Below are 22,338 nucleotides of genomic sequence, written 5' to 3'. Positions count from 1 at the left end.
AGATTAGCTTCGATACCATGGTATTTTTACACCGTAAAACAGGAGGTTAAAATTAATTTATTTTTCGGTGGCCACCCGATAGGTTGGATCTTCTATAATGTTTACCTCTATTATCTGATCTGCATTTTTCAGTAAGCGTTTACAGTCGTCGCTCAGGTGCTTTAATTGGAGTTTCTTATCAACCAACCGGTAGCGTTCGGTTAGCTTATTGAGCGCATCAATACCCGACATATCAAAAACACGGCTGTGCTTAAAATCAATTATAATATGTTGAGGATCATGAGCCACATCAAAAAGCTCATTAAAATTAGCAATCGATCCAAAAAACAAGGGGCCGAATATTTCGTAGGTCTTTACACCACTGTCGTCGATATGTTTAGTGGCACGTATCCGTTTAGAACTTTCCCAGGCGAAAACAAGTGCCGAAATAATTACGCCTATTAATACCGCAAGCGCAAGGTTATGCAGCCAAACTGTAATCACAGCCACCAGAATCCCAATAATAATATCCTGTGTAGGCATTTTATTAATCACTTTAAAGCTCATCCATTCAAAAGTGCCAATGGCCACCATCATCATTACACCAACCAAGGCGGCCATGGGCACACGATCGATTACCGGAGCGCCTATCAAGATAATAAGCAATATAGTTAAGGCAGCAATAATGCCCGATAACCTCGCCCTCGCACCTGCCGAGAGGTTAACCAGTGTTTGGGCAATCATTGGGCAGCCGCCCATACCCGTAAAAAAGCCATTTGCAATATTGGCAATTCCCTGAGCAATACTTTCCCTGTTCCTATCCCCTTTGGTTTCTGTAATTTCATCAACCAGGTTTAAGGTGAGCAGGCCCTCCGTTAAGCCTACACCTGCCATAATGAGTGAATAAGGAAAAATGATCTTCAGCATATCCAGACTCAACGGCACTTCCGGAATATGAAAGGGAGGAAAACCTCCATTTACTGAAGCAATATCCTTAACCAGTTTGGTATCAATTCCAAAACATAAAACGATAAGAAAAACCACAATAATAGCCACCAGTGAGGATGGAATGGCTTTGGTTATTTTAGGGAGAATGATCACTATTGCAACAGTGAGTAATACCAAAGCCAACATGATATATAAAGGAGTGCCGCTCAACCATTCTACTCTGCCGTTAACAAGGGTTTTGAACTGTTCCAGTTGCGACATGAAAATGATAACTGCCAAACCGTTAACAAAGCCGAACATTACGGGCTGCGGAACCAGTCTGACAAATTTTCCAAGCTTAAACAGCCCCACCATAATCTGAATTACCCCTGCCAAAGCCACTGCTGCAAAAACATATTCTATACCCTGGGTTTTCATTAAGGCGATGAGCACAATTACTGTTGCACCTGCCCCACCAGAAATCAAACCTGGCCTGCCACCTAAAACAGCCGTAACCAAGCCCATAATAAAAGCAGCGTATAAACCTGTTAAAGGAGGAAAACCCGCCAGGATAGCAAATGATAACGATTCGGGGATCATTGTCATAGCCACCGTTAAGCCTGCAAGAATTTCAGTTTTATAATTTATTTTCTTAGAAAAATCGAAAAGTTGCAGGTAGGGCTTCATCAGTTAAATTATTTGCAATTGCAAATATCCAATTTTATTGGAACATTAATTCTATAATAAAAATGAAGACTGAATAAGTCAGCATGAGCAGGCAAAAAATATTTATAAATGGGTTACAAATCCTGATTAATGATAATTCCAGATCTGAAAACTAACTCGGGATAACTTTTTTGCGTTTAAGTTCGTCAAACAGATCAAAAAACATTTTTTCAGTATCGATATACTCGTGGAAGCCCAATCGCCTTGCTTTGGTACCGTCAGAGAAAAAATCGTAATCCCAGGAAAAAACAAAGTCGCCAAAAGCCCAGGAAGATACTTCTTCATAACTGTGTTTGGCTAGGTTATGTTTTTCTTGCATCTGTATCCACAAAGCCTTTTTATCGGCCATTACGGTTTGCAAAGGCATTTGAAGTGGAGGTGCAGTATCCATTTTAAAATAAGCTGCAATTTTAGGCCAAAGATCATTCCAGCGGATCAGATCACCATTGGTGATATTAAAAGCTTGATTGGCACATGCCGGGTTAGTAGCCGCCCATACTGTTGCTTTTGCCAATAATCCAGCATCTGTAATATCTAAAAGCTTATCGTAAGCCCCTACTTTGCCAGGAAAACGCAAAGGCAAAGCCAGTTCTTTCGATAGGGATGCATAAACTGCAATTACGGAAACTAAATTCATCGGATTGCCCAATGCGGTACCCGCAACTACAGATGGCCGAAGCGCAGACCATTTCCATTTTTTACCTTTTTGCTGTGCCTCAAGAAACTGTTGCTGATCTACATTAAATTCTGGAGGCATATGTCCACCGTCGCTTTCTTTTGCTGGTGTTTTAAAAGGACCATAATGCGCCCCGTATACTTTATAGCCCTGCATTAAACTGATGTGCTGTAAGTTTTTTGCAATACTTTCCATAACATTAACCACGTTTACAAGCATCGCCAAATTAGGCGCAACCAGCTCCGCCCATGTAGGTTTATCTTGATACGCGGCATAAAAAATATGTGTTACCGTAGTTAAAGGGCTCAATTGTTCCTTACTGTCTTCTGGGTCGAGCAGGTTTACAGAAATGTACGTGGTTTTATCTGTATCGAGCCCGCCCCGACGCGATAAACCGATAATATCCCAATCGCCAAGACTTTCTAAATGGCTGATTAAATTACTGCCAATTACGCCATTTGCACCCACAACTAATGCTGTTTTACTGTTATTCATCTCTTTTGATTTAAATTGATTCATGTAAAGCAAAGATCCTGACAAACCAGAGATATGTTTTTGTAAAATAGTATGATAGATTTGTATAAATCTATGATGAAGCGATACGTCCAATTTCAACCAATTGTTATTTCAGCATTTGAAGTAAGTAAATGGCAGCACCCTGTACACCAGCACAACCATTACGAACTGATATACATTAAAAATGGATCTGGCCATCATATCATTAACGAAATTCCAATTGTTTACGAAAAAGGGAATCTCTTCCTAATTGGTCCGGATGATGACCATCGTTTCGAAATTGATGAAAAAACACATTTCATTTACATCAAGTTTACTGATCTATACATCCATCAAAAAGAGGTTAACCCAAGGGGCTTGCAATACCTGGAATACCTGATCAAAAGCCGGGAAACACATTTTCTAAGTTTTAACTTTACTGCCGATGATCAGTTGATTGTTGAAAACATCATTGCGCTCATCCTATCACTCAACATAAACATGTTGCAAAATGAAGCTTTAATCTGGACACAGATCTTAATGCTCTCCACTATTATGCAACGCAATATGCCCGAAATTAAAAGCAGTGCACAACGATCAAAAGACATTCAAGCCATTTTCTGTTACCTGCACAAATATATTTACCAGCCTAAAAATTTAAAGGCGAATGTAATGGCAAGACACTTTAATCTTTCAGAAGACTATATAGGGCCCTATTTTAAAAGAAATACAGGCATAACCTTACGCCAGTATATCCACAATTATCGTCAGCATTTAATTCAACAGCGAATAGAAAGCGGAAGATTTGGACTGAAACAAATTGCCATAGAATTTGGCCTTGTTGATGAAAGCCACGTGAGTAAACTGTTGCGAAAATTCTGAAGAGAGGAAAGATGAATTAGTCTGAAGTCGGGAGTCAGAAGTCCGAAGTCTATTGCACGAAAGAAACAAAACATGCCTTGGTACCCTCTGCGCTCATCTTCTAGATCTGCGGGACAAACAAATATTTATAACCGATTGCAAATCCCTGGTGCTTAGGAGACTGTATCATAAATATAGAATTGTCATCCTGTCCAAAGGACTCCTGTGGAGAGCCTGTCGAAGGACCTGTTTAAATATCTAGAAAGGCGTTTCGACTACTTGTCCCGATTCTTCGGGAAGCTCAACGTGACAAATTCGAATGGAATTACAAATATGATATAGCCTCCAATGAGCGGTAATTTTATTTAAAACAAAATTTTAACATTTCCCGAAAAACCTAATTCGATAAAACTTCCTGTCGACCATTTAATTTCGAGTGGACCCCCTGCATCTTTTACGGTTTCTTTACTCACATCCTTCCCGGTTCCATAATTGATCTGCGCAAAGGGATTTTTATCAATATTCAGCACTAAAAGCAACCGGCTACCTTTTTGCAGTTGCTTACTGAATGTTCTCGACCGGTAAAAAGGTATCGTTTCTAACTTCCCAGGCTTAAGCAAATTCCTTTTGCTCATATCATGTGCGTAGCTGGCTCTACCTAAATAATAAGAGAGCTGAAAATATTCACCTGAGGGCGTAACTTCGTACAGGACCAGGCCTACATCCATATCTTTTTTGTTGATGACGGCCTTAAGCTGCCCCTCTAGTGTACCTGATACTGAAATGGCCTGATTAAATGGCTTCGTGATAAAAAACAGCCCATTGGATCTGTCAATTTCTTTTTTAACGATCGGATTAGGGTAATAATCATTGTAGAAGGCAGTTCTATCTGCCAAATCGACCTGCTGATGCATAAAAACTTGTTCAGCTGGCTTTTGCTCCGATAGCAGCATTGTTCCGTTTATACTATCTAAATAAAACCTAACACGGTGATCTTCCATTTTTGACAATGAAGGAGCATGCTTCCACTTATTTGCGCCCATTACCTCATAGTTGATCTTATCTTTTAACAGTGCAGGTTTCTTTCCGCCTTTAAGAATATAATCAAGCCATTGGAAGGTAATTTCGCGGGTATTGATCAGGGCAACTGAATCTACTTCATAACCTCTCAGCTTGGCTACACCACCTATCTGCGATCCAAAATGATCATAAGGGCCTATAATTAAATAATGTTCGGCTGATGGATTATACTTGTAATGTTCGCGCAGGTATTCTAATGCCGAAATTTGCCCATCATCGTAATAACCGGTAATGCTGAGCACGGGAATATTGATGTGTTTAAAATCTTTGCCATAGGGCACCATCGACTGCCAGTAGGCATCGTAATCGGGGTGACTAAGCCATTTCTGCAACATCGGGTTTGGTGTACCATCAATGCTGTCGATCTTATTGTAGGCGGCCCCACTTTCCCACCAGTTATTCCGCATCCTGCGCCAACGGGCATTATCGTTATTCACAGCATCATCGGTGTATTTGTTATTGGTGATGTAAAATGCCCACTGATAATTGGCTGCTAAAAAAACATTATTTTCCATGGGTAAGCCAAGCCCTGGAATTGCCGCTACATAGGGTACAATGGTTTTAAGCGCCGGATGCAGGTATTTGGCCGCTGCCCATTGTGCAAAACCGGAATAACTTCCGCCATACATGCCCACGCTGCCATTACTCCAAGGCTGGCTAATGATCCAATCGATAACCGCATTTACATCCTGCGCTTCATGTTCGTAAGGCGCTGGCTGATCAGGGCTCAGTCGTTTTCCTCTCGCATCGGCCACAATGCCTACGTAGCCATGATCGGCGGCATACTTGGCTTCCATCAGACTTTTATCGGTATTGGAGTAGATAAAATAAAACAATGTGGAAGGCAATTTCTGCTGCACACCTTTTTTCCTCACCACTACAGCTGATAGCGTAATGCCGTATTTTGTTTTAATCATCACGCTATCGTTGATGATATAATTAGTGCTATCGGGTAAGGTTAGTTTTTGCTGTGCAAAGGTTTCAATGCCCATTAAGAGGCATAGCACAGCCATACCCAGTTTTACTAAGTTTATTTTCATAATCAAGAAATTATAGTTTATATTTTAATGAGGCTCCTTAATTTAACAGCCTGCCGTTCTGATATTCTGATTAAATTCCCCGTTTTAAGTTCTACAAACATCCCCTCATCATCTTTTTTTATCGAGCTGATATAGTCGAGGTTAAATAATATACTTCTGCCGGCCCTAAAAAATCTTTCACAATCGGGATTTTCTTCGAGTTTGTTTAAGGAGGTTTTGAGCAACACCTGCTCTTGCCCGAAAAAGAGCCGTGCGTAATTATCTACCGACTCAATCAAGTACACATCTTTCCATTTAATGAGGTGGTATTTGCTCCTATCCTTTACAAAAACAGCTGCGTCATTCGCACCGATCTTTTCTATAGTTTTATCCATTGCACTTTTAAAGCGTTCTTCCCGTACAGGTTTCATGAGGTAATCCAAGGCGCTTACTTCAAAAGCCTGCACCGCATAGCTGTCGAAAGCGGTTACAAAAATCACCTGTGGAACATGTACCAAATTCTCCAACAGGTCGAAACCCGAACGGCCAGGCATCTGTATATCCAAAAAAATCAGGTCAGGTTTTAAAAGTCCGATAAGCTGTTCTGCTTCATCAGCATTGGCAGCCTCACCCAATATCGTAACATCTGGATAGCTTTTTAACATCCTTATCAATTCCTGCCTTGCGCCACGTTCATCATCAATAATCAGCGACCTAATATTTCTCATCTCATTGGGATTTTAATTTCGGCGCAAACCTTTTGCTCCATTTCATACAGACTGAAAGATGCATGATGCTGATAACTCAGGTTGAGCCGTTCTTTCAGGTTCTGCAGTCCTATACCTGCCACCGTTTTATCCTGTTCTAACTTGCCAGGGTTTAAAACACAGATGCTTACCAATCCATGCTGTTCGTGAATGATTACTTCGATCTTTCCACCCTGCTTTTCTAATGCAATGCCATGTTTTACCGCATTTTCGACTAATGTTTGAATGCAAAGGCGTGGCACCATCAATCCAGAGAGCGAAATATCGATATCCAAATCGTATTGTAATCTTTCTTCCATCCTCAACCCTTCCAGCTCCAGGTAATCTCTCACCAGGTCTACTTCTTCATTTAATCTGATCAGCATGGCATTGCCTTTATACAATCCACTGCGCAACAGTTCGCTTAGGAGGTCGATTGCCCTGCCAGCAGCATCGGGGCGGGTGTACACCAAAGACTTTATGTTATTGAGTGCATTGAACAAAAAATGAGGATTTAACTGCGCAGAAAGATTATCCAGTTGCGATTGTTTAAAGCTAAGTTCCAGTCTGGCGTTTTCTACCGATAACCGCATTTCTCTTTTTGCATAATGATAAAGGTGGTAGGCCAAAAGCCATATGGCCATTAAACGGATACCGGTAACAAAAATACCTGTGGCATTTAAACTAAAAAAATCAATAAAGGTCTGTGGTGGATGGCTAAGAAACAACAACCTCACCTGATATAGTTTACTCACAGTAACAATGGTAAAAAAAATACCCATTACCGGAATTACGATCAACATCCTCCAGATCAGTTTCTCGAGTGCCAGGTCTTGCCAACGGTTTTTATTTGCAAAATTACGGTACAAGTGCGTAATGAATATATATATCACCACATCCGTAACAAACTGTACAACAGCCATATCGAGCCTGAAATGGCTAGCAGTAGACCAGCCTTGAAAAGCCCAATACAGCGCAGCCACCGACCAACCAATGAGTTGGCATTTCCAGTAAAGTGATATGTAAGGTTGCTTTTCCAAAATGTTCTGCTTGAAACAAAGCAACGAATACTAATTTTAAGAAAAAAGATAAAGTACAGGAACGTAGGCCTTTGGGGGATGAGTGGTTTTTCTAGTCGGGAGTCCGAAGTCTATCGTGCAAAACAAATAGACACGCCTTTGTGCCTAAAGGATGGAAATAGTCCGGAGTCCGAAGCCTATCGTGCCAAAGAAACAAAATATGTGCCCTCTGCATTCATCTTCTAGATCTGCGGGACAAATAAATAGCTAAAACGGATTGCAAATCCGTAGCGCTTAGGTCTTGATTGCAAAATCTGACCAACAATAGGCCTAACTTTGGGCTCTCTGCGCCCCTCTTAGCGTCCTTTGCGGTTAAAACATCAATTTAGCAACTGCTTTTTAAAGGTATTCGGGCTAACACCCACCTCTTTTTTAAATAAACGTGAGAAGTAAGAGAGGTTCTCAAATCCCAATGCATAAGCAATCTCCGAAACCGACCTATCTTCACCGATCAAACGGTTTTTTGCTTCAGATATCAGGTAAATATGGATATGTTCTAAAGCGGTTTTTCCACTTTCCTGTTTTAAAACATCTGTTAAATAACCTGCCGAAATGTTTAAACGCGCTGCCATATCATGCACTGATGGCAAACCTTTAGTAGCCAGTAATCCATTAGCAACATATTTATTTATTTCTTCATTAAACCTGGTTACTGTTTTGCCCGAAATTTCTGTCCGGTTAAGAAATTGTCTTTTGTAAAAACGTTGACTATACTTTAGCAAAGTATCTACATTGGCCAAAATCAATTCGCGACTATATTCATCCTGGTTGTTTCGGTATTCGGTTTCAATTTTATGATACAGCTCCCATACTGTGCTTTCTTCACTGGGCGAGAGATGCAGCGCTTCGTTGGTTTCGTAATCGAAGTAATGGTATTTTTTGATGGTATCATGCAACATATGTCCATTCAGAAAATCTCCGTGAATAAAAATCAAAAAACCGTCTTCATCCAGCTCCAGGTTTTTCATTTCGATTACCTGATGAGGTTTAAAGAACATCATCGAACCACACTCATGGTCGTATTTTGTACGTCCATAAAGGATATGACCCGCAATAATCTTTTTAAAACCGATCATATAGAAATCGCTCGTAAACTCCCGGTCGCCCATGGTACACATGTGGTCACATTTGTAAATGCTAAACAACGGATTCTCCGGTGGCGGAAATGCATTTTCTCTATGTAATTCGGCCAAGTTCTTATAGTGTTTCATCCCTTTGAACGGTAATTAACCACAAGCTACACAATTACCCCGTACAGCTTGTAGTTAAAGGTTTTAAATGATTTATTAATGACCGTGCGCATTGATCGCCACTTCAGCCCATTCATCAAATTCGGCCAAACGTTCTGCATAAACCTGTTTAACACCTGGGAGAGCCACTTTACCCAACAAGAAGTGTAAAGGAGGTTTAGGACTGTCGATCAATGCCAATACGGCGGATACCGTTGCTTCTGGTTTGCCCCAACTATCGGGTGTTGAAGCATCAAAAAATGCTTTTTTAACTGGAGCATATGCTTCTAACGGCGCTGTTTGGAAAGCTGAAGCACCCGACCAATCGGTAGAAAAACCATTTGGTTCGATTAAACTTACATTAATGCCAAAACCTTTTACTTCCTGTGCCAGCGTTTCACTTAAGCCATTTACAGCATATTTAGATGCGTTGTATAAACCCAGCACAGGAAAACTTACCAAGCCCAGGAAGCTCGAGACCTGGATAATGTGCCCGGCTTGTTGTTCGCGCATTACCGGAACAATAGCCTGTGTTACCCACAATAATCCGAAAAAGTTTGTTTCCATTTGTGCACGGGCCTGTTGCTCGGTGGTTTCCTCTATCGCACCAAACAAACCAAATCCCGCATTATTGATCAATACATCAATGCGGCCAAAGTGTTGCTTAACTTTTTCAACTACGGCAAAACAGGCATCTCTATCGTTTACATCCAATTGAAGCGGAAACACAGCATCGCCATAAGCTTCTACCAAATCATTTAAATCTGCTGTATTTCTTGCAGTTGCAGCTACTTTATCGCCGCGCTCTAAAAGGGCTTTTGCCCAGATTTTACCAAAACCACGTGAGGCACCGGTAATTAAAATTATTTTCGACATTTTTTTCTTTGTTAAATACTGATAACAAAGGTATTGCGGAGCGCTAAAACTGATTTATACAAAACACGGGACTATTAGCACATTTTAAGGTTTAGCTAAATTTGTGCTAATATTTAAGAATAACCAAAGTATTGAGGCATAAGGATTAGGTAATTATTGCATTGCCAAATCAGGATTTTCAATAACCAAGCGCTTAAATTAGCGCATGGCACAAAACTTTCAATATCTTGTAGCGTCTATCGGTATCTTTACGTTTCATGAGAAACCATTAATCTAAAAACCACTCACCTATGAAAAATCTACTTTTTCTTTTTGTAGCCTTTGCACTTGTTTCTTGCAAAAAATCGGAAAGATATGGTCCGCTGAACTTAAAAAACGGACAGGAAGTTGAACTGCTGGTAAGCCCTCGTTATGCTGCAGATAATGATGTGCTTTTGAAGTTGCCAGGCAATGTAGATGCCGGTGCTTCGTTATGGGGTTTTGATCAAAGGGAACCTGGTTATTCTTACCGCGTTAAAGCCAGATTCAACCGCGATAAAGAGCCACTTCAAGACGGACCTGAATACTATTTTATTTTTGAAAATATAATTAGCAAAGAGCAATACAAAGGAACGGAGTCTTTTCCTGTTCAACTGATTACTTCATATGTACCTGGCGGACCAGTAATAAGACTAAGCAAAACAGGAAATGACTATTATCTCATTCCTGATAAATTGCAACTCACTTATGCAAATAGCACGGTTCAGAACGAACTTGAAGAAATCTGGCTAAATGCACAGGAAATCCGTGCAAACTGGCAAAAAGGGCAACAGCCAAAATGGAAGGCCATTAAAGCAACAGTGATACAGGATCCGCAGAAATTTGGGAAGGCCTACCTGGTACAACAGATACAATTCATTGATTAACAGAAAATACAAAAGGAGAATGTTCTAAGCGCATTCTCCTTTTGCTTTTAAGTAAAACCGAAGATTTACATTAGCTAGATATTGTTACTAAAGATTCATTTTCAATTAATTAAACGTGCTGCATTTCACTCCAAAAGGTTAAGGGCGGATCTTTTGCGGCAAGGGCAAATCACTTTCCAATCTTTCGTCCTTACCCCCCACAGAAGATACCAAACCAACTGACTTTAGCTGTGTTCAGTATGCATGTGCCCGTTCGGCTTTTTCATATCACATTTCGTTTAACTTAAATATATTTTTCATCAGCAACCACTTTTCTCCAGGCTTTGCCAAGGGTAATGCCTGCTGATATTTCCACATGAGTTCTTCCCACTCTTTCACCTTAGGGTTAGCAATATCCATAGCTGTCTTTTTTTCAAAACTGAAATTATCATCAGTTTCCATGATCATGAACAAACGGTTTGAAATGCGGTATATCTCCATTTCCAAAACCCCTGATTCGACAATACTCCGCTTAATTTCAGGCCAACCATTAAGGTGATAAGTTTCATACTCCGCTATGAGTTTTGGATCATCAACGAGATCCAGTGCCAAACAATATCTTTTCATCTTTCACTTTAAATGTAAGCGGCTCTCCCTATTTTTTGAATTCTATTTTGAAACCAGTTACCAACCAGGCCGGATAATCTGCGGGTTTGCTAATTACGAGGGCATCATCTTCCTGCACCCACTTTAATTTACTTTTACTGCCCAGCATCGTAACCGAAGTGATGGGCTTTTCCAGGTATTTCGATCTGCGCCCAAGTAAGGTCATTCTAATGCTTTCATTTGGCACATTTAAACAGAAAGCAAAAAGATTGTCCGCCCTTGTGGTATACCTGATGTCTGTCGATTGATATTCACCTGAATCGGTTAAACCACCAAAATGGCCCTTTTTCTGGTTTGATTTAATGGTAGAAGGGCCTTCTCCATATACTTTCCATGGTCTCGATGCATAAATACCTTCTCCATTCAATTTGGTCCAGTCGCCAATTTCTGTAACAATTTTTACAACATCAGGCTCCAGGTCTCCCTCTGGAGTCTGTACAACATTGATCAAAAGATTTCCGTTTTTACTTACAATATCGATCAAAAGCTGGGCGATTTCATTTGCACTTTTATATTTCTGACCGGTTCTATAATACCAATCTCCTATCGAAGTATCGGTTTGCCACGGAAATGGGCTGATCGAATCCAATACGCCGCGTTCTACATCTTGTGCCCATTTACCTTCAGATGGCTCTTTTGGCGTATATACTGCCTCCAGTTTGCCTTTATTTTTGGCCATATCCTCATTGTAATAGTGCGCAACCATTGTACGCCCTATATCTTCAAAAGGAAGTTTACTATCCGAATATAGCAGGTCGGGATGATAATTATCGATCAGTTCGTTAACATTTTCCAACCATTGTTTATGCCAGCCCGGATTATTGGTCAGCCACTCTTTCATATCGGCCGAATCAGCAGGTAGATGATAAAGATCAGCATATTTCGGATCGTGCCCATCATAGGCAATGCCTGCAAATTGCCCTGTTTTGTCTGCGCCATGACTTGGCTGAAACCAGTTAAAACTGGCCGCGAGATGCTCGGAAACGCCAAAACGGAGCCCTTCTTTTTTAGCTGCTTTTTGCCATAAACCCACAATATCTTTTTTTGGCCCCATATTTACCGAGTTCCATTTATGGATTTTGGAGTTCCATAGAAAGAAATTATCATGATGCGAGCCCATGGTTACAAAATATTTGGCACCGGCCTTTTTATATAAGGCCATCAACTGCTCAGGGTTCCATTTCTCTGCTTTCCATAAAGCGATAATATCTTTGTATCCAAATTTAGATGGTGTACCATAGGTTGCCACGTGGTACTTATTCTGCGCACTGCCCTGAACATACATGTTCTTCGCATACCAATCTCCCTGTCTGGGAACTGCCTGAGGCCCCCAATGCGACCAGATTCCAAACTTGGCATCTCTGAACCAGTCTGGATATTTATACTGCTTTAAGGATTCATCTGTAGGTTTAAAAATCCCCTGTTCTACCTTATCCGTTTTTCGTTGTGCCTTGAGGTTTAAACCCAGGGAACACGCCATAAGACCAACTAATACTATTTTTTTCATCTTCCTTATATTTGGTTTTAATCAAAAATAGGTAACTCATCCGCTCAATTCTTGAAATAAATAGACTATTTGTTGTAAAAATCCGACATTTAAGATATGATAAAAAAACATTACAGCGCACCTTTTCCTTGCTGAACTGTAGATTATGAACTCAGCCCCGCCGATTGATTTATTCAGAAATTGCAAATCAAATCCGTCTTTATTCTCTTTCTTAATTTCAAATCCACCCAAGAACACTGACATGTGGCCGCATACCTATAAAACCAACTATATAGGATAACAGATGGGTGGTTAAATGGATGATGGACCTAAAAGGATTACTTAAAAAGATCTCTCCATTTCGTTTCACTTCAGTCGAGATGACGATCAAATACTGCGTTCTTTGCGTTTCACTTCGCTGTCTTTGCGGTTAAAAAACTGATGATATTAAATCTTTTGGTCTGCATAGGCAGCATCATAGAGATGGTTTGGCTTTAAATAGATCACATCATTTTGAAAATCAAAAACCGTATTGAATCTTTTCAGAATATCGGTTCCCAGATAATGAACGTTAACGCCTGGCATGGGTTTATTTTGCTCCATAACCTGAGCTGGAACATTTTTCAATTCAAAATTACCAATCTTCAAACTTTGCAGTTTTACCGTGGTTACCGGTACCTCGTTACCCCTTATACCACGCATAATTACCTTTTTGATCACTTCCATTTTCTCTGTTGGAAAGCGCATTTCCCGCAGCAAATCGTTATCAAGCATGGCCGTACGCTGATAACCTAAATCGAAGAAAAACAGGTTTTTATTTTTGGTTCCGCTTTGCGAAATTTCGCTCTCTATAAAAGGTTTGTTTTTGATATAAGTAATCTTAAACCTGGTGTATTGTTTATCCCGTAAAATCTGCTTGGGCATGGTAGAATGCACCATCATTTTATTCTGATCATAATCCAACGCTAGAATCATACCGTCGAATATATCCCAGCCAAGCAAACCATCGGTCTCATTACCAGCCAATTCAATATCATAAATTTTGCTCTTATAGGTATGACTCCCAATTTTGATATCATAATCAGTGTTATAAAGCTTGGGCTTAGATTTAACTTTTTGCTTAAGTGCAGCGGTAGTAAGATCTACTTCGGTAGCGCCTGAATCGAAGTTCAATAAAAGGGAATCAGTTTTGTTGAAAACCACCGGTAAAAAGTTCGTATTGTATTTATTCACAAAAAAAGGAATTGAATCGTGCACTTCGGGCGAAATTTTGCTGAAGTTTTTTAGCTCAGGACACACAATCTTGGTTCGGCAGGAATCTTTGCCGTTCAACAAAACAATAAATTCTTTTTGCTCCCCAGGTCCTATTCTAAACACGATAGAATCTATATCCGTTTTGAATTTTATGTTTATTGATTTGGTTATTTTACCAGTTGTAAACACATCTAATTTTATCTTGGGATTGATGTACCAGTTCGATGATGCCTTGTACGCTTCGTAGAATTTTGCCTGACCAACTCCGGCTTTAACAACTGGTAATTTCTTTTGAGCGAAAGTATAAAAGGGAAGTAGGATTGTTAAAATGAGTAATATTTGTTTCATGAGCGACTAATAGATTTGGTGGTTTAAGGCTTGCATTTAGTGGTGACCATCGGAAACCGGAACTAAAGATAAAAAGAATTCACATAAGTCGCGTTTAACCCCTTAACTTGTCGTTTTTGCACATTAATACCCAAATAGCTTTGCTATACCTTTGAGTAAACTAAATTAGAAAACAATATGGCAACTCAAATTTTTGTGAACCTGGCTGTTAACGACCTTAATAAGTCGGTGGAGTTTTTCACCAAGCTCGGTTATACTTTTAACCCGCAATTTACCGACGAGAAAGCAACCTGCATGATCATCAGCGATACCATTTATGTCATGCTGCTCACCAGAACCTTTTTCCAGACTTTTACCCAAAAAGAAATCATCGATGCCCACAAAGCAATAGAAACTTCCATTGCCTTATCGGCCGATAGTAAAGATGCGGTTAACGAAATGGTAAATAACGCGGTAGCTGCTGGCGCCACCATACCGAATCCGGCTACCGATTATGGCTTTATGTACCAACATAGTTTCGACGATCTTGATGGCCACCATTGGGAATATGTATGGATGGATCCAAACGGTGCACCTGAGCACCAGGAGTAATTTATATTTAACGTTAATAAAAAGGGCAAGCAACGTTTTTTTGTGCTTGCCCTTACTCTCGACACATGGGGCAATTTACTATTGCAATATCCCAATGCATCAATCTAATCCTGAACAACAGGATGAGTATCCCGTTCAGCAGGCAGCGTAAACATCCTCTGAGAGAACTGTAAGCAGAAACTCAAATTTGTATGCGCTAATATTTGGCCAAATAAATTTACTTTTACTATCGGAAATGGTGGTTTTCTTTTGTAACTAAACCTAAATTTTTGTGCCCTATTTTTTAACGCTTTGGACAGATATGGATACCTATCGCTTCCGTTTTAATAACAGCAAGAAAACCTCAACTATTCTGTTTTGGTTTTTCACCACCTTACTAACGATTACTGTTTCACTAACAATCATCGCTTTACTGCCAGATCCGCATCCACTTTTCCCGGCCTGGCTATTGTTGATCTTCTTGCCATTAATGTTTACGGCTATTTACAAGCTGTTTAAAGCAGCATCCGCAAGGCGGTCGACAGAAACTATTTCACTAAGTAATGAAGGCTTTACCAGTTCTTGTTTCGGTTCTGTTTTGTTTTCGGAGATACGCTCCATCCAGGTTCCGGCCCGAGAAATAGCATTGTTAGGAGGAAAGCAGTATGACTATTATAAACAAACTGATGCCGATCCTCCGACGCTCGTATTTGCAATCACGGTTAGCCACGGCAACACCTTAAACTGGGTATTAGGTGAGTGGGGCAGCCTTTACAATTCAAAAGAAGACTTTTCTGTTTTCTTTAACTTTCTAACAGCGCTGACCGACCAACTGTATCAACTTTATCACGCTGACGAACCACATAACAGCTATTTGAAAATTCTTGACGAAAAAGGTTTTTGGGAAAAGGGAGGTTAAATTAGACTTCTCGCCCAGCCCTAAACGTAAAAAACCCACAACTTTCGTTGCGGGTTTTGGCTCCCTCTGCTGGGCTCGAACCAGCGACCCTCTGATTAACAGTCAGATGCTCTAACCAGCTGAGCTAAGAAGGAATACTGGTCATTCCCTAAAACGAGGTTTGTTTACACTTTGCAGCTCAACACCCTTGTTCGTTTTGGGAGTGCAATATTAGCGCTTTTAAACTATTTATGCAAAAATTAATTTAATTATTATTTAAGAAAACGATCCTCCCTTTATGGCGGAGGGTCGTTTTGCAAATTTTAAACTGAATATCAGATCGTTAACAATTATGGTTTAACAATCCACGGCGCCAGATTAATATCGTCAGTTCCGTTATATTGGCGAAGTAAAGCCTGTTTTAGGTTTTCGCCATTGGTTGTTCTTTCAATATTAGGGTACTGAAAACGCTTAGGAATCCTGTTACTATTACCTACGCCCGGACCTAAATCGAAAGTTGGCACACCTGTTCGGCGGTACTGATAGTAAGCTTCGAAACCCGAATTACGGAAATAAGCCAGGTATTTCTGTGTCAGGATCTGCTTTAAACCATCGGCTGTATTACCGGCATATTTAACCGCAGCCTGCGAATAATAATCGCTTTCGAAAGAGAAATTAACATTAAAATTTTCAAATTCGCCCAGCTTCCCGTCCTTTTTTAAGAAGGTGACCACATTAACACCGTCTTTAATACCATAGAAACCAATAGAAGCCTGAATTCCTTTTTTATACCAGCTTTCGGCATCGCCAGTAGCCCAACCGCGGTTAATGCCCTCTGCTTTGATAAAACAAAGCTCAGGATAAGCAATGATAAAGGTATTTTCTGCTGTATAACCACTATAATAGCGATAACGGCCAATCAGCGAATACAGTCCCTTCTGTACCTTATCCAACATTAGCCCCTGATCTTCACCTGTAGGCGCACCAATAAAATTGCGATAATCGGTAATGGCATAACCGTTAGCTTCTGCTATCCCCCTTGCTGGCTCGGCTACCATATAGGCCCGGGGATCTTTAAGGCTCGAAAGCGTATTTAAATAAGTACCCGCCATATTGTAACGCAAGGCATCATTACCAAAATTATCTTTATTGTTCGGATACTTGTTAAAACTCTCGTTGTACACAAACTGCAGGTTATCGGCCATACTCTCCATAACCGGATATTTGGTCGGGTTGCCCAATACCGCAGCAAATTGTTGTTTTACCTGTAAGTCGGCATCATCCGCTTTTGTGCTCAAATTGATCAAAGTCCGTAATTTAAAAGTATTCACCACCTTTTGCCAGGCTACCAGGTCATTTTTAAGGTAGATATCGCCTTTTAATTCTTTGTTGCCCGCAGTAATTAAAGCCGATAAATCGTTGTTCGATTCTTCTAACCAGGTTAACGATTGTTTAAAAATATCTTTTTGGGTATCGTACTTTGGTGTTAAGTTGGCGAAACCTTTTAAGGCATCTGTCATCGGTAAATCGCCTACTTTCAAACTCATTTTCACAAAATAATACGCTTTAAAGAATTTAGCCAGCGCCAGGTAAGGTTTAGCCACTGCACCGCCTAAACGGTTAGCTTCCTCTTCCATTTTCACCACATTTTTCAAAGTCGTGTAATCTAACGAAGCGCCTGTCCAATCGTAGTTATTGGTTGCGTAATAGAAATAGTTGGCGGCCGTGTACTGGTTCCACCTTTCTGAGCCCGAAAAAGGTGCTTCGTACATATCGAACAAGATGCCGTTCAATAACAAGTTTGGCGGAACGGTTTCGGCCTGGTTCGGATTTTTAAAATTTTCTTCAAATTCTTTCTTACATCCGCCGCACACTGCAACGATGATGAAGAGGAACAGGATTTTATATATTGATTTCATGTTATAGCGATTAAAAAGTAACATTAAGGTTAAAACCTATACTTCTGGTAGTTGGTGTTTGCAGCGTAGAAGTACCTTCTCTGCCTGAGTACTGATCTACATCTACATCGTTATAAGTAGAATTGATAAAGTACAGGAGATTACGCCCTACTACCGAAATATTGGCCGATTTGATAAACGTGCGCTCCAATAATTTCTTAGGCAATTGGTAGCCAAAGGTTACTTCACGCAATTTGGCATAGGTACGACTCATCATGGTGTTTTCTTTGGCACCATAAAAAACGCCCAGATAATCCTGTAATAACTGCGGAGTGGTATTTGGTGCAAAAGTTAGGTCGCCATAATTGGTAATTACACCCGTAACCGGATCGAAATTGAGTTTACCGTTATTGGCAACCACCACACCATCGCCTACCCAGGTGCCTTTATAAGTTGGATCGTTTACACGCAGGTAATCCTGGTATCTGGCTTCACCCATTTTACCCTGGATGGTTTCGATCTGACGACCGCCCTGGAACGATTTTAACCTCACATAATCTTGCATCACCCCACCCACTTTACCATCTAACTGGAAACTGAAAGAGAAATTCTCATACCTGAATTTATTGCCAATGCTCCATACCCAGTTTGGATCGGCATGCCCTAGCAGCTGGTTAACAGGTAACGAAATCGGCGTTCCGCTTGAAGTATGAATCACCTGCCCACTTGGTGTTTTAGCTAAAACAGAACCGTAAATATTATCGATACGATCGCCGGTTTTAAAGAATTGATCAACTGAGGTTTCTCCTGGGGCAAGCTCTTTGTAAATCTGTTTATAGGTAGACCAGTTGATCATTACATCCCAGCCAAATTTATCGGTCATGATTGGTGCGCCTGATAAACTTAATTCCACACCACTATTTTGTGTTTTACGGCCGTTGATGGTATTAGTTTGGTAACCTGTAGCTGCTGAGATATTTTGTCTGATAATTTTCGGTCCATCGATATACCTGAAATACGTAGCTTCGAAACCTAACCTGTTCTTAAGGAACTTCAGATCGATACCACCTTCGTAATTGGTTCTGCTCTGCGCTTTTACCGCGTTCAGGTCGATAAGGTTGTTGGTATAATAGGCACCTGTTTGGTTATTATAGGTTGGCCTGATGCTGTATGGCGAAGAAAGGCCATAACCAGGGCCACCATATGATGAAGTATATTCTGCACCATAACCAATTGGATAAGTTTGCAGTGGTGTTGCACCGATAAATTCCTGTGTGCCCAAACCCGGGTCTTTAACGTTGGCATATGATGCCCTTACTTTTGCAAATGAAATAAAAGCAGGCATTTTTACATAATCGGAAATTACCGAGCTTAATGAAACCGAAGGATAGAAGGCTGAATTATTGCCTGGAGGAAGTGCAGAGTTTTTATCTACACGGCCAGTGGTATTGATATTCAGATACTTTTTAAAGCTCAAATCTACTGAGTAAAACGCACTTAATACCAACATTTTAGAGTTAAAATCGAATGCTTTTACCGGGTTTTTAGAGTTCGAGAAGTTATATACATTCGGAACGTTTAAATAATCAGTTGTGGTAAAGCTCGAGTTGTAACTGAAGTTACGGGCATTACCACCACCAAAAGCACTGATTTCGAATAAATCGCCAACGTTTTTGTTGTATTTCAAAATTAACTGCGTATTGTTTTCGAACATGCTGCGACGGTCTTCCCTGTAATCGCCTAGGCCTTCTTCACGTCCGTATGGGTGAGCAGAAAATGGCATTTTCTCTGTCCTTAACTGATCGTAGGTCGAAATCTGCGTTTTTAACAATACATCCAGTCCTTTGGTTACATTATAGTTTAAAGAGGCATAACCGTTAATATCGTTCTTTTTATGCCCGCGCAGCCATTCGTACGACATAAAATAAGGATTGTGGTAACGTTGGTATTCTGCATAGATAGACTGGATGCCTTCTTTGCCCGGCTGCCAGTAGTTTTTCATGTCATCGATGTTCCAATCGGCACCGCCCCAAAGGGTCATGTTATAAATCACACTGTTCGGTCCATAGTTTACATCCGGAATATTATCAGAAAACTGGCGACTGTAATTAATGTAGGCCTCGGCCCTTAATTTCGGACTGATGTTATACGAACCACTTACATTAAAATTGTTGATATTTAATTGTGTGTTCGGTATAATTCCTTTTTGATAATTATTGGAAATAGAAACCCTTAAATTATACTTATCTGTTGCAGAAGATAAGGCAACGTTGTTTGCAGAAAGCAATCCGGTTTGGATAAAACGCTTTAAGTTATCCTTTCCACGGGCAACCCATGGCGTACCCTGGCGCACGCCGTTTATAACCGGACTATCATATTGAGGAATCAACTGACCGTCGAATTTTGGCCCCCAGATATCATAATCGCCATCATTTAAGCCACCACCTTTTCCATCACCAAAAGCATAGGCACTGTGCTCACCTGGCCCGTACTCATCCTGGCTTTTCGGCAAAGCGATAAAGCCTTTGTTAAACTGCGTGCTCGAATTTAGTTCTACGGTAAAACCTTTATCGCTCAGTTTACCTTTTTTAGTGGTGATTAATAATGCACCATTATAAGCCTGATAACCATAAAGTGCTGCTGCTGCCGGGCCTTTAAGCACGGTATAAGTGTCGATATCGTCGGGATTGATGTTCCAGGTATCCGAATTGATGGGCACCCCATCTACCACGACCAAATTAACATCGTTACCACGAAGGTAAAGCGATGAACGCCCCAAAAGCTCTGAGGATACACCAACAGTTAAACCGGCAACCTTACCCACCAATCCGTTTACCGGATTAGCTTCCCTGGCTTTTACCAGATCTGCTCCTTTTACTTCCTGAATGGCATAACCCAGGTTTCTTTTCTCTTTACGGATACCGAGGGCGGTAACCACTACCTCGTTTAAATTTTTCGAGTCTGTTTTTAAAGTTACGGTCAGGTTTGTGCCCGTAACCTGAACTTCTTGCGGAAGAAATCCGATCGAACTAAAAACAAGTGTTTCGCCTGTTTTGGCATCGAGGGTAAAGCGTCCCGATAAATCGGTAGAAGTAGCTTTTTTAGTTCCCTTTATCAGTACGCTAACGCCCGGGACCGGCTGTTGCGCATCGTCTTTAACCAAACCGGCAATTTTGGTTTGCGCCCAGGTAAAATAAGGCGTGAGGCATAATAGCAGCAAAACTATCATGCACATCTTCATCTTGTAGAGATGTTTCATTTATCTATAATTTTTTTAGGTTTTATAGATGCAATGATAAGATGTACATGTTAGCCTAATGCCAACTTTTAGTTAACAAAAACCATTATTTTTGTTTAGTATTTGTTAACTAAATATTTTCTTAATACTTTCTGCGGCATAACCTGCACTAGCAGTCATTCCTTTGCCACCAATAGCTGTACGTATATGGATGCGATTGTCGAGATCGTATGTTACAATATGTTTTGTTGCATGCTGCGGATAAAATCCAGCCCAGGTACTTTGCAGTTTGCGCACATCGAAATCAACTATCCGGGCGGCTTCTTCGAGCATGAGTTCATTAATGTGGTGATTTAAATCGAAACCAAGATCATCGAAATGGTTTACATCGGCATAGATATGCGAATCGCCAATAATAATTGTATTATCTGCAGCCTTTTTAAACAGGATATGGATACCCCATTTTTTCAGCTCTTCGTAATGCTCAGGCGTTTTAATGCTTTTGAACGAAGGGCAATAGTGCTCAAAACTTTCGTAACGCCTTGTGGTAAGCCCGGTTAAAATATTACCTGCTAAAGCTACTTCTGGCATAGGTATACTGCGCATCATCTGCAGTTTACTAACCACAATACCGCTCTCGCTAAATAGTTCGGGATAAAGCAATTTAAACTCGTAACCGTTACAGATAATGGCTTTCTCTGCCGTAAAAAGCGTGGTATTGTTTCTTAAACCTACTTCAACACCAGTACCTTTGCTTTCGCAGGCAGTAACCGGACTGTTGTATTTAAGCGTGTATTGTGCAAACTTAGCCTGCATATATTCATGCAGACGGTAGATCATCTGATCTGGTGCTACACTAATTTCCTGAGGGAAAAAGATGGCTTCTTTGGCATAAGAAGATTTAATAGCAGGATATTTCTTTAAAACCGCATCCTGATTAAGCAATTCGGTTTCGTAACCGATGGTATCGTAATGTGCTTTCAGCTCATGGATCAAGGTCTGCTCATCGTTATCTGATGCGATGTACACACTGCCGTTTTGCTGCACGGAAATATCGAATTCCTGCTGGATAGATTTATAAATATCTAATCCTGCAACACCGTATTCGAACCATTCGGCTTCCATACCCGAGGGTACCACCTGACCAAAATTGCGCACAGTAGCGCCTACCGGAAAATTGTCTTTTTCGAGCTGCAGTACCGATTTGCCCGAAAGTAAAGCATGATAAGCATGGAATGTTCCTAAAATCCCTCCACCAATTACAATAAGATCGAAATGTTTATTCATTGTTTAATTTTTTTTGTGAGATGCTATTAAAAATCATCTTCGTTAATGTTGTTTTTATCACGTTATCTTCCATTATTCCAATTATTAGAATGGTCGTCATCTCGACTGGAACACAG

General features: G+C 40.5%; 17 protein-coding genes and 1 tRNA gene. 4 read left to right on the top strand and 14 right to left on the bottom strand.

Features of this window, described 5'->3' with window-relative positions; genetic code table 11:
• Nucleotides 1–57: 57 nt before the first annotated feature.
• Nucleotides 58–1,593, bottom strand: a complete 1,536-nt coding sequence (locus tag AC07VK_RS14165; protein WP_492952717.1) for a SulP family inorganic anion transporter — start codon at nt 1,591–1,593, stop codon at nt 58–60.
• Nucleotides 1,594–1,744: 151 nt separating this feature from the next.
• Nucleotides 1,745–2,803 carry an SDR family oxidoreductase gene (locus AC07VK_RS14160; RefSeq protein WP_492961222.1) on the bottom strand — a complete coding sequence of 353 codons (1,059 nt, stop codon included), beginning with the start codon at nt 2,801–2,803 and terminating at the stop codon, nt 1,745–1,747.
• A 93-nt stretch (nt 2,804–2,896) separates the two neighbouring features.
• On the opposite strand from AC07VK_RS14160, the gene AC07VK_RS14155 reads away from it, so the two are divergent.
• Complete coding sequence (locus AC07VK_RS14155) at nt 2,897–3,685, top strand: AraC family transcriptional regulator (protein WP_492961220.1); 789 nt, start codon at nt 2,897–2,899, stop codon at nt 3,683–3,685.
• 344 nt (nt 3,686–4,029) lie between these two features.
• Here the strand turns inward: AC07VK_RS14155 and AC07VK_RS14150 are convergent, their stop codons facing one another.
• From AC07VK_RS14150 to AC07VK_RS14130, 5 genes are all read right to left on the bottom strand, one after another.
• Nucleotides 4,030–5,784, bottom strand: a complete 1,755-nt coding sequence (locus AC07VK_RS14150) for a CocE/NonD family hydrolase (RefSeq protein WP_492961218.1) — start codon at nt 5,782–5,784, stop codon at nt 4,030–4,032.
• A 17-nt stretch (nt 5,785–5,801) separates the two neighbouring features.
• Nucleotides 5,802–6,491, bottom strand: coding sequence for a LytR/AlgR family response regulator transcription factor (locus AC07VK_RS14145; protein ID WP_492961216.1), 690 nt, complete (start codon nt 6,489–6,491; stop codon nt 5,802–5,804).
• Nucleotides 6,488–7,549 carry a sensor histidine kinase gene (locus tag AC07VK_RS14140; protein WP_492961214.1) on the bottom strand — a complete coding sequence of 354 codons (1,062 nt, stop codon included), beginning with the start codon at nt 7,547–7,549 and terminating at the stop codon, nt 6,488–6,490. Before AC07VK_RS14140 ends, AC07VK_RS14145 begins: the two co-directional genes overlap by 4 nt.
• 359 nt (nt 7,550–7,908) lie before the next feature.
• Nucleotides 7,909–8,799, bottom strand: a complete 891-nt coding sequence (locus AC07VK_RS14135) for a helix-turn-helix domain-containing protein (RefSeq protein ID WP_492961212.1) — start codon at nt 8,797–8,799, stop codon at nt 7,909–7,911.
• 75 nt (nt 8,800–8,874) lie between these two features.
• Nucleotides 8,875–9,693 (bottom strand): SDR family NAD(P)-dependent oxidoreductase, encoded by an 819-nt coding sequence (locus AC07VK_RS14130; RefSeq protein ID WP_492961210.1) that lies wholly within the window; start codon nt 9,691–9,693, stop codon nt 8,875–8,877.
• Between the two features lie 290 nt (nt 9,694–9,983).
• Between AC07VK_RS14130 and AC07VK_RS14125 the strand changes: the two genes are divergently transcribed.
• On the top strand, nt 9,984–10,598 hold the full coding sequence (locus tag AC07VK_RS14125) for a hypothetical protein (protein ID WP_492952709.1): 615 nt from the start codon (nt 9,984–9,986) through the stop codon (nt 10,596–10,598).
• A 267-nt stretch (nt 10,599–10,865) separates the two neighbouring features.
• Here the strand turns inward: AC07VK_RS14125 and AC07VK_RS14120 are convergent, their stop codons facing one another.
• From AC07VK_RS14120 to AC07VK_RS14110, 3 genes are all read right to left on the bottom strand, one after another.
• Entirely contained in the window at nt 10,866–11,204 is a 339-nt protein-coding gene (locus AC07VK_RS14120; protein ID WP_492952708.1) for an L-rhamnose mutarotase, read from the bottom strand.
• A 28-nt stretch (nt 11,205–11,232) separates the two neighbouring features.
• A complete protein-coding gene (locus AC07VK_RS14115; protein WP_492961208.1) occupies nt 11,233–12,750 on the bottom strand; it encodes an alpha-L-fucosidase in 1,518 nt (505 codons plus the stop codon).
• 426 nt (nt 12,751–13,176) lie between these two features.
• On the bottom strand, nt 13,177–14,331 hold the full coding sequence (locus tag AC07VK_RS14110; RefSeq protein ID WP_492961206.1) for an aspartyl protease family protein: 1,155 nt from the start codon (nt 14,329–14,331) through the stop codon (nt 13,177–13,179).
• A 177-nt stretch (nt 14,332–14,508) separates the two neighbouring features.
• Here AC07VK_RS14110 and AC07VK_RS14105 point away from each other — a divergent pair, with 177 nt between their 5' ends.
• A complete protein-coding gene (locus tag AC07VK_RS14105) occupies nt 14,509–14,922 on the top strand; it encodes a VOC family protein (RefSeq protein WP_492961204.1) in 414 nt (137 codons plus the stop codon).
• A gap of 301 nt (nt 14,923–15,223) precedes the next feature.
• The gene (locus AC07VK_RS14100) at nt 15,224–15,820 is read left to right on the top strand and encodes a hypothetical protein (protein WP_492952704.1); all 597 of its coding nucleotides are present in this window, start codon (nt 15,224–15,226) and stop codon (nt 15,818–15,820) included.
• 57 nt (nt 15,821–15,877) lie between these two features.
• Here the strand turns inward: AC07VK_RS14100 and AC07VK_RS14095 are convergent.
• The 4 genes from AC07VK_RS14095 to AC07VK_RS14080 all read right to left on the bottom strand — a co-directional run bounded on the left by AC07VK_RS14095 (nt 15,878) and on the right by AC07VK_RS14080 (nt 22,222).
• Nucleotides 15,878–15,954: transfer RNA gene (locus AC07VK_RS14095), tRNA-Asn, on the bottom strand.
• Nucleotides 15,955–16,149: 195 nt separating this feature from the next.
• Entirely contained in the window at nt 16,150–17,718 is a 1,569-nt protein-coding gene (locus tag AC07VK_RS14090) for a SusD/RagB family nutrient-binding outer membrane lipoprotein (RefSeq protein ID WP_492961202.1), read from the bottom strand.
• 10 nt (nt 17,719–17,728) lie between these two features.
• Nucleotides 17,729–20,956 carry a SusC/RagA family TonB-linked outer membrane protein gene (locus AC07VK_RS14085; RefSeq protein WP_492961200.1) on the bottom strand — a complete coding sequence of 1,076 codons (3,228 nt, stop codon included), beginning with the start codon at nt 20,954–20,956 and terminating at the stop codon, nt 17,729–17,731.
• A gap of 105 nt (nt 20,957–21,061) precedes the next feature.
• A complete protein-coding gene (locus AC07VK_RS14080) occupies nt 21,062–22,222 on the bottom strand; it encodes a TIGR03364 family FAD-dependent oxidoreductase (protein WP_492961199.1) in 1,161 nt (386 codons plus the stop codon).
• Nucleotides 22,223–22,338: the final 116 nt, after the last annotated feature.

It is taken from the genome of Pedobacter sp. GW821-FHT01D05 (genome assembly GCF_059422505.1).
This window is presented reverse-complemented; position numbering and strand designations above follow the sequence as displayed.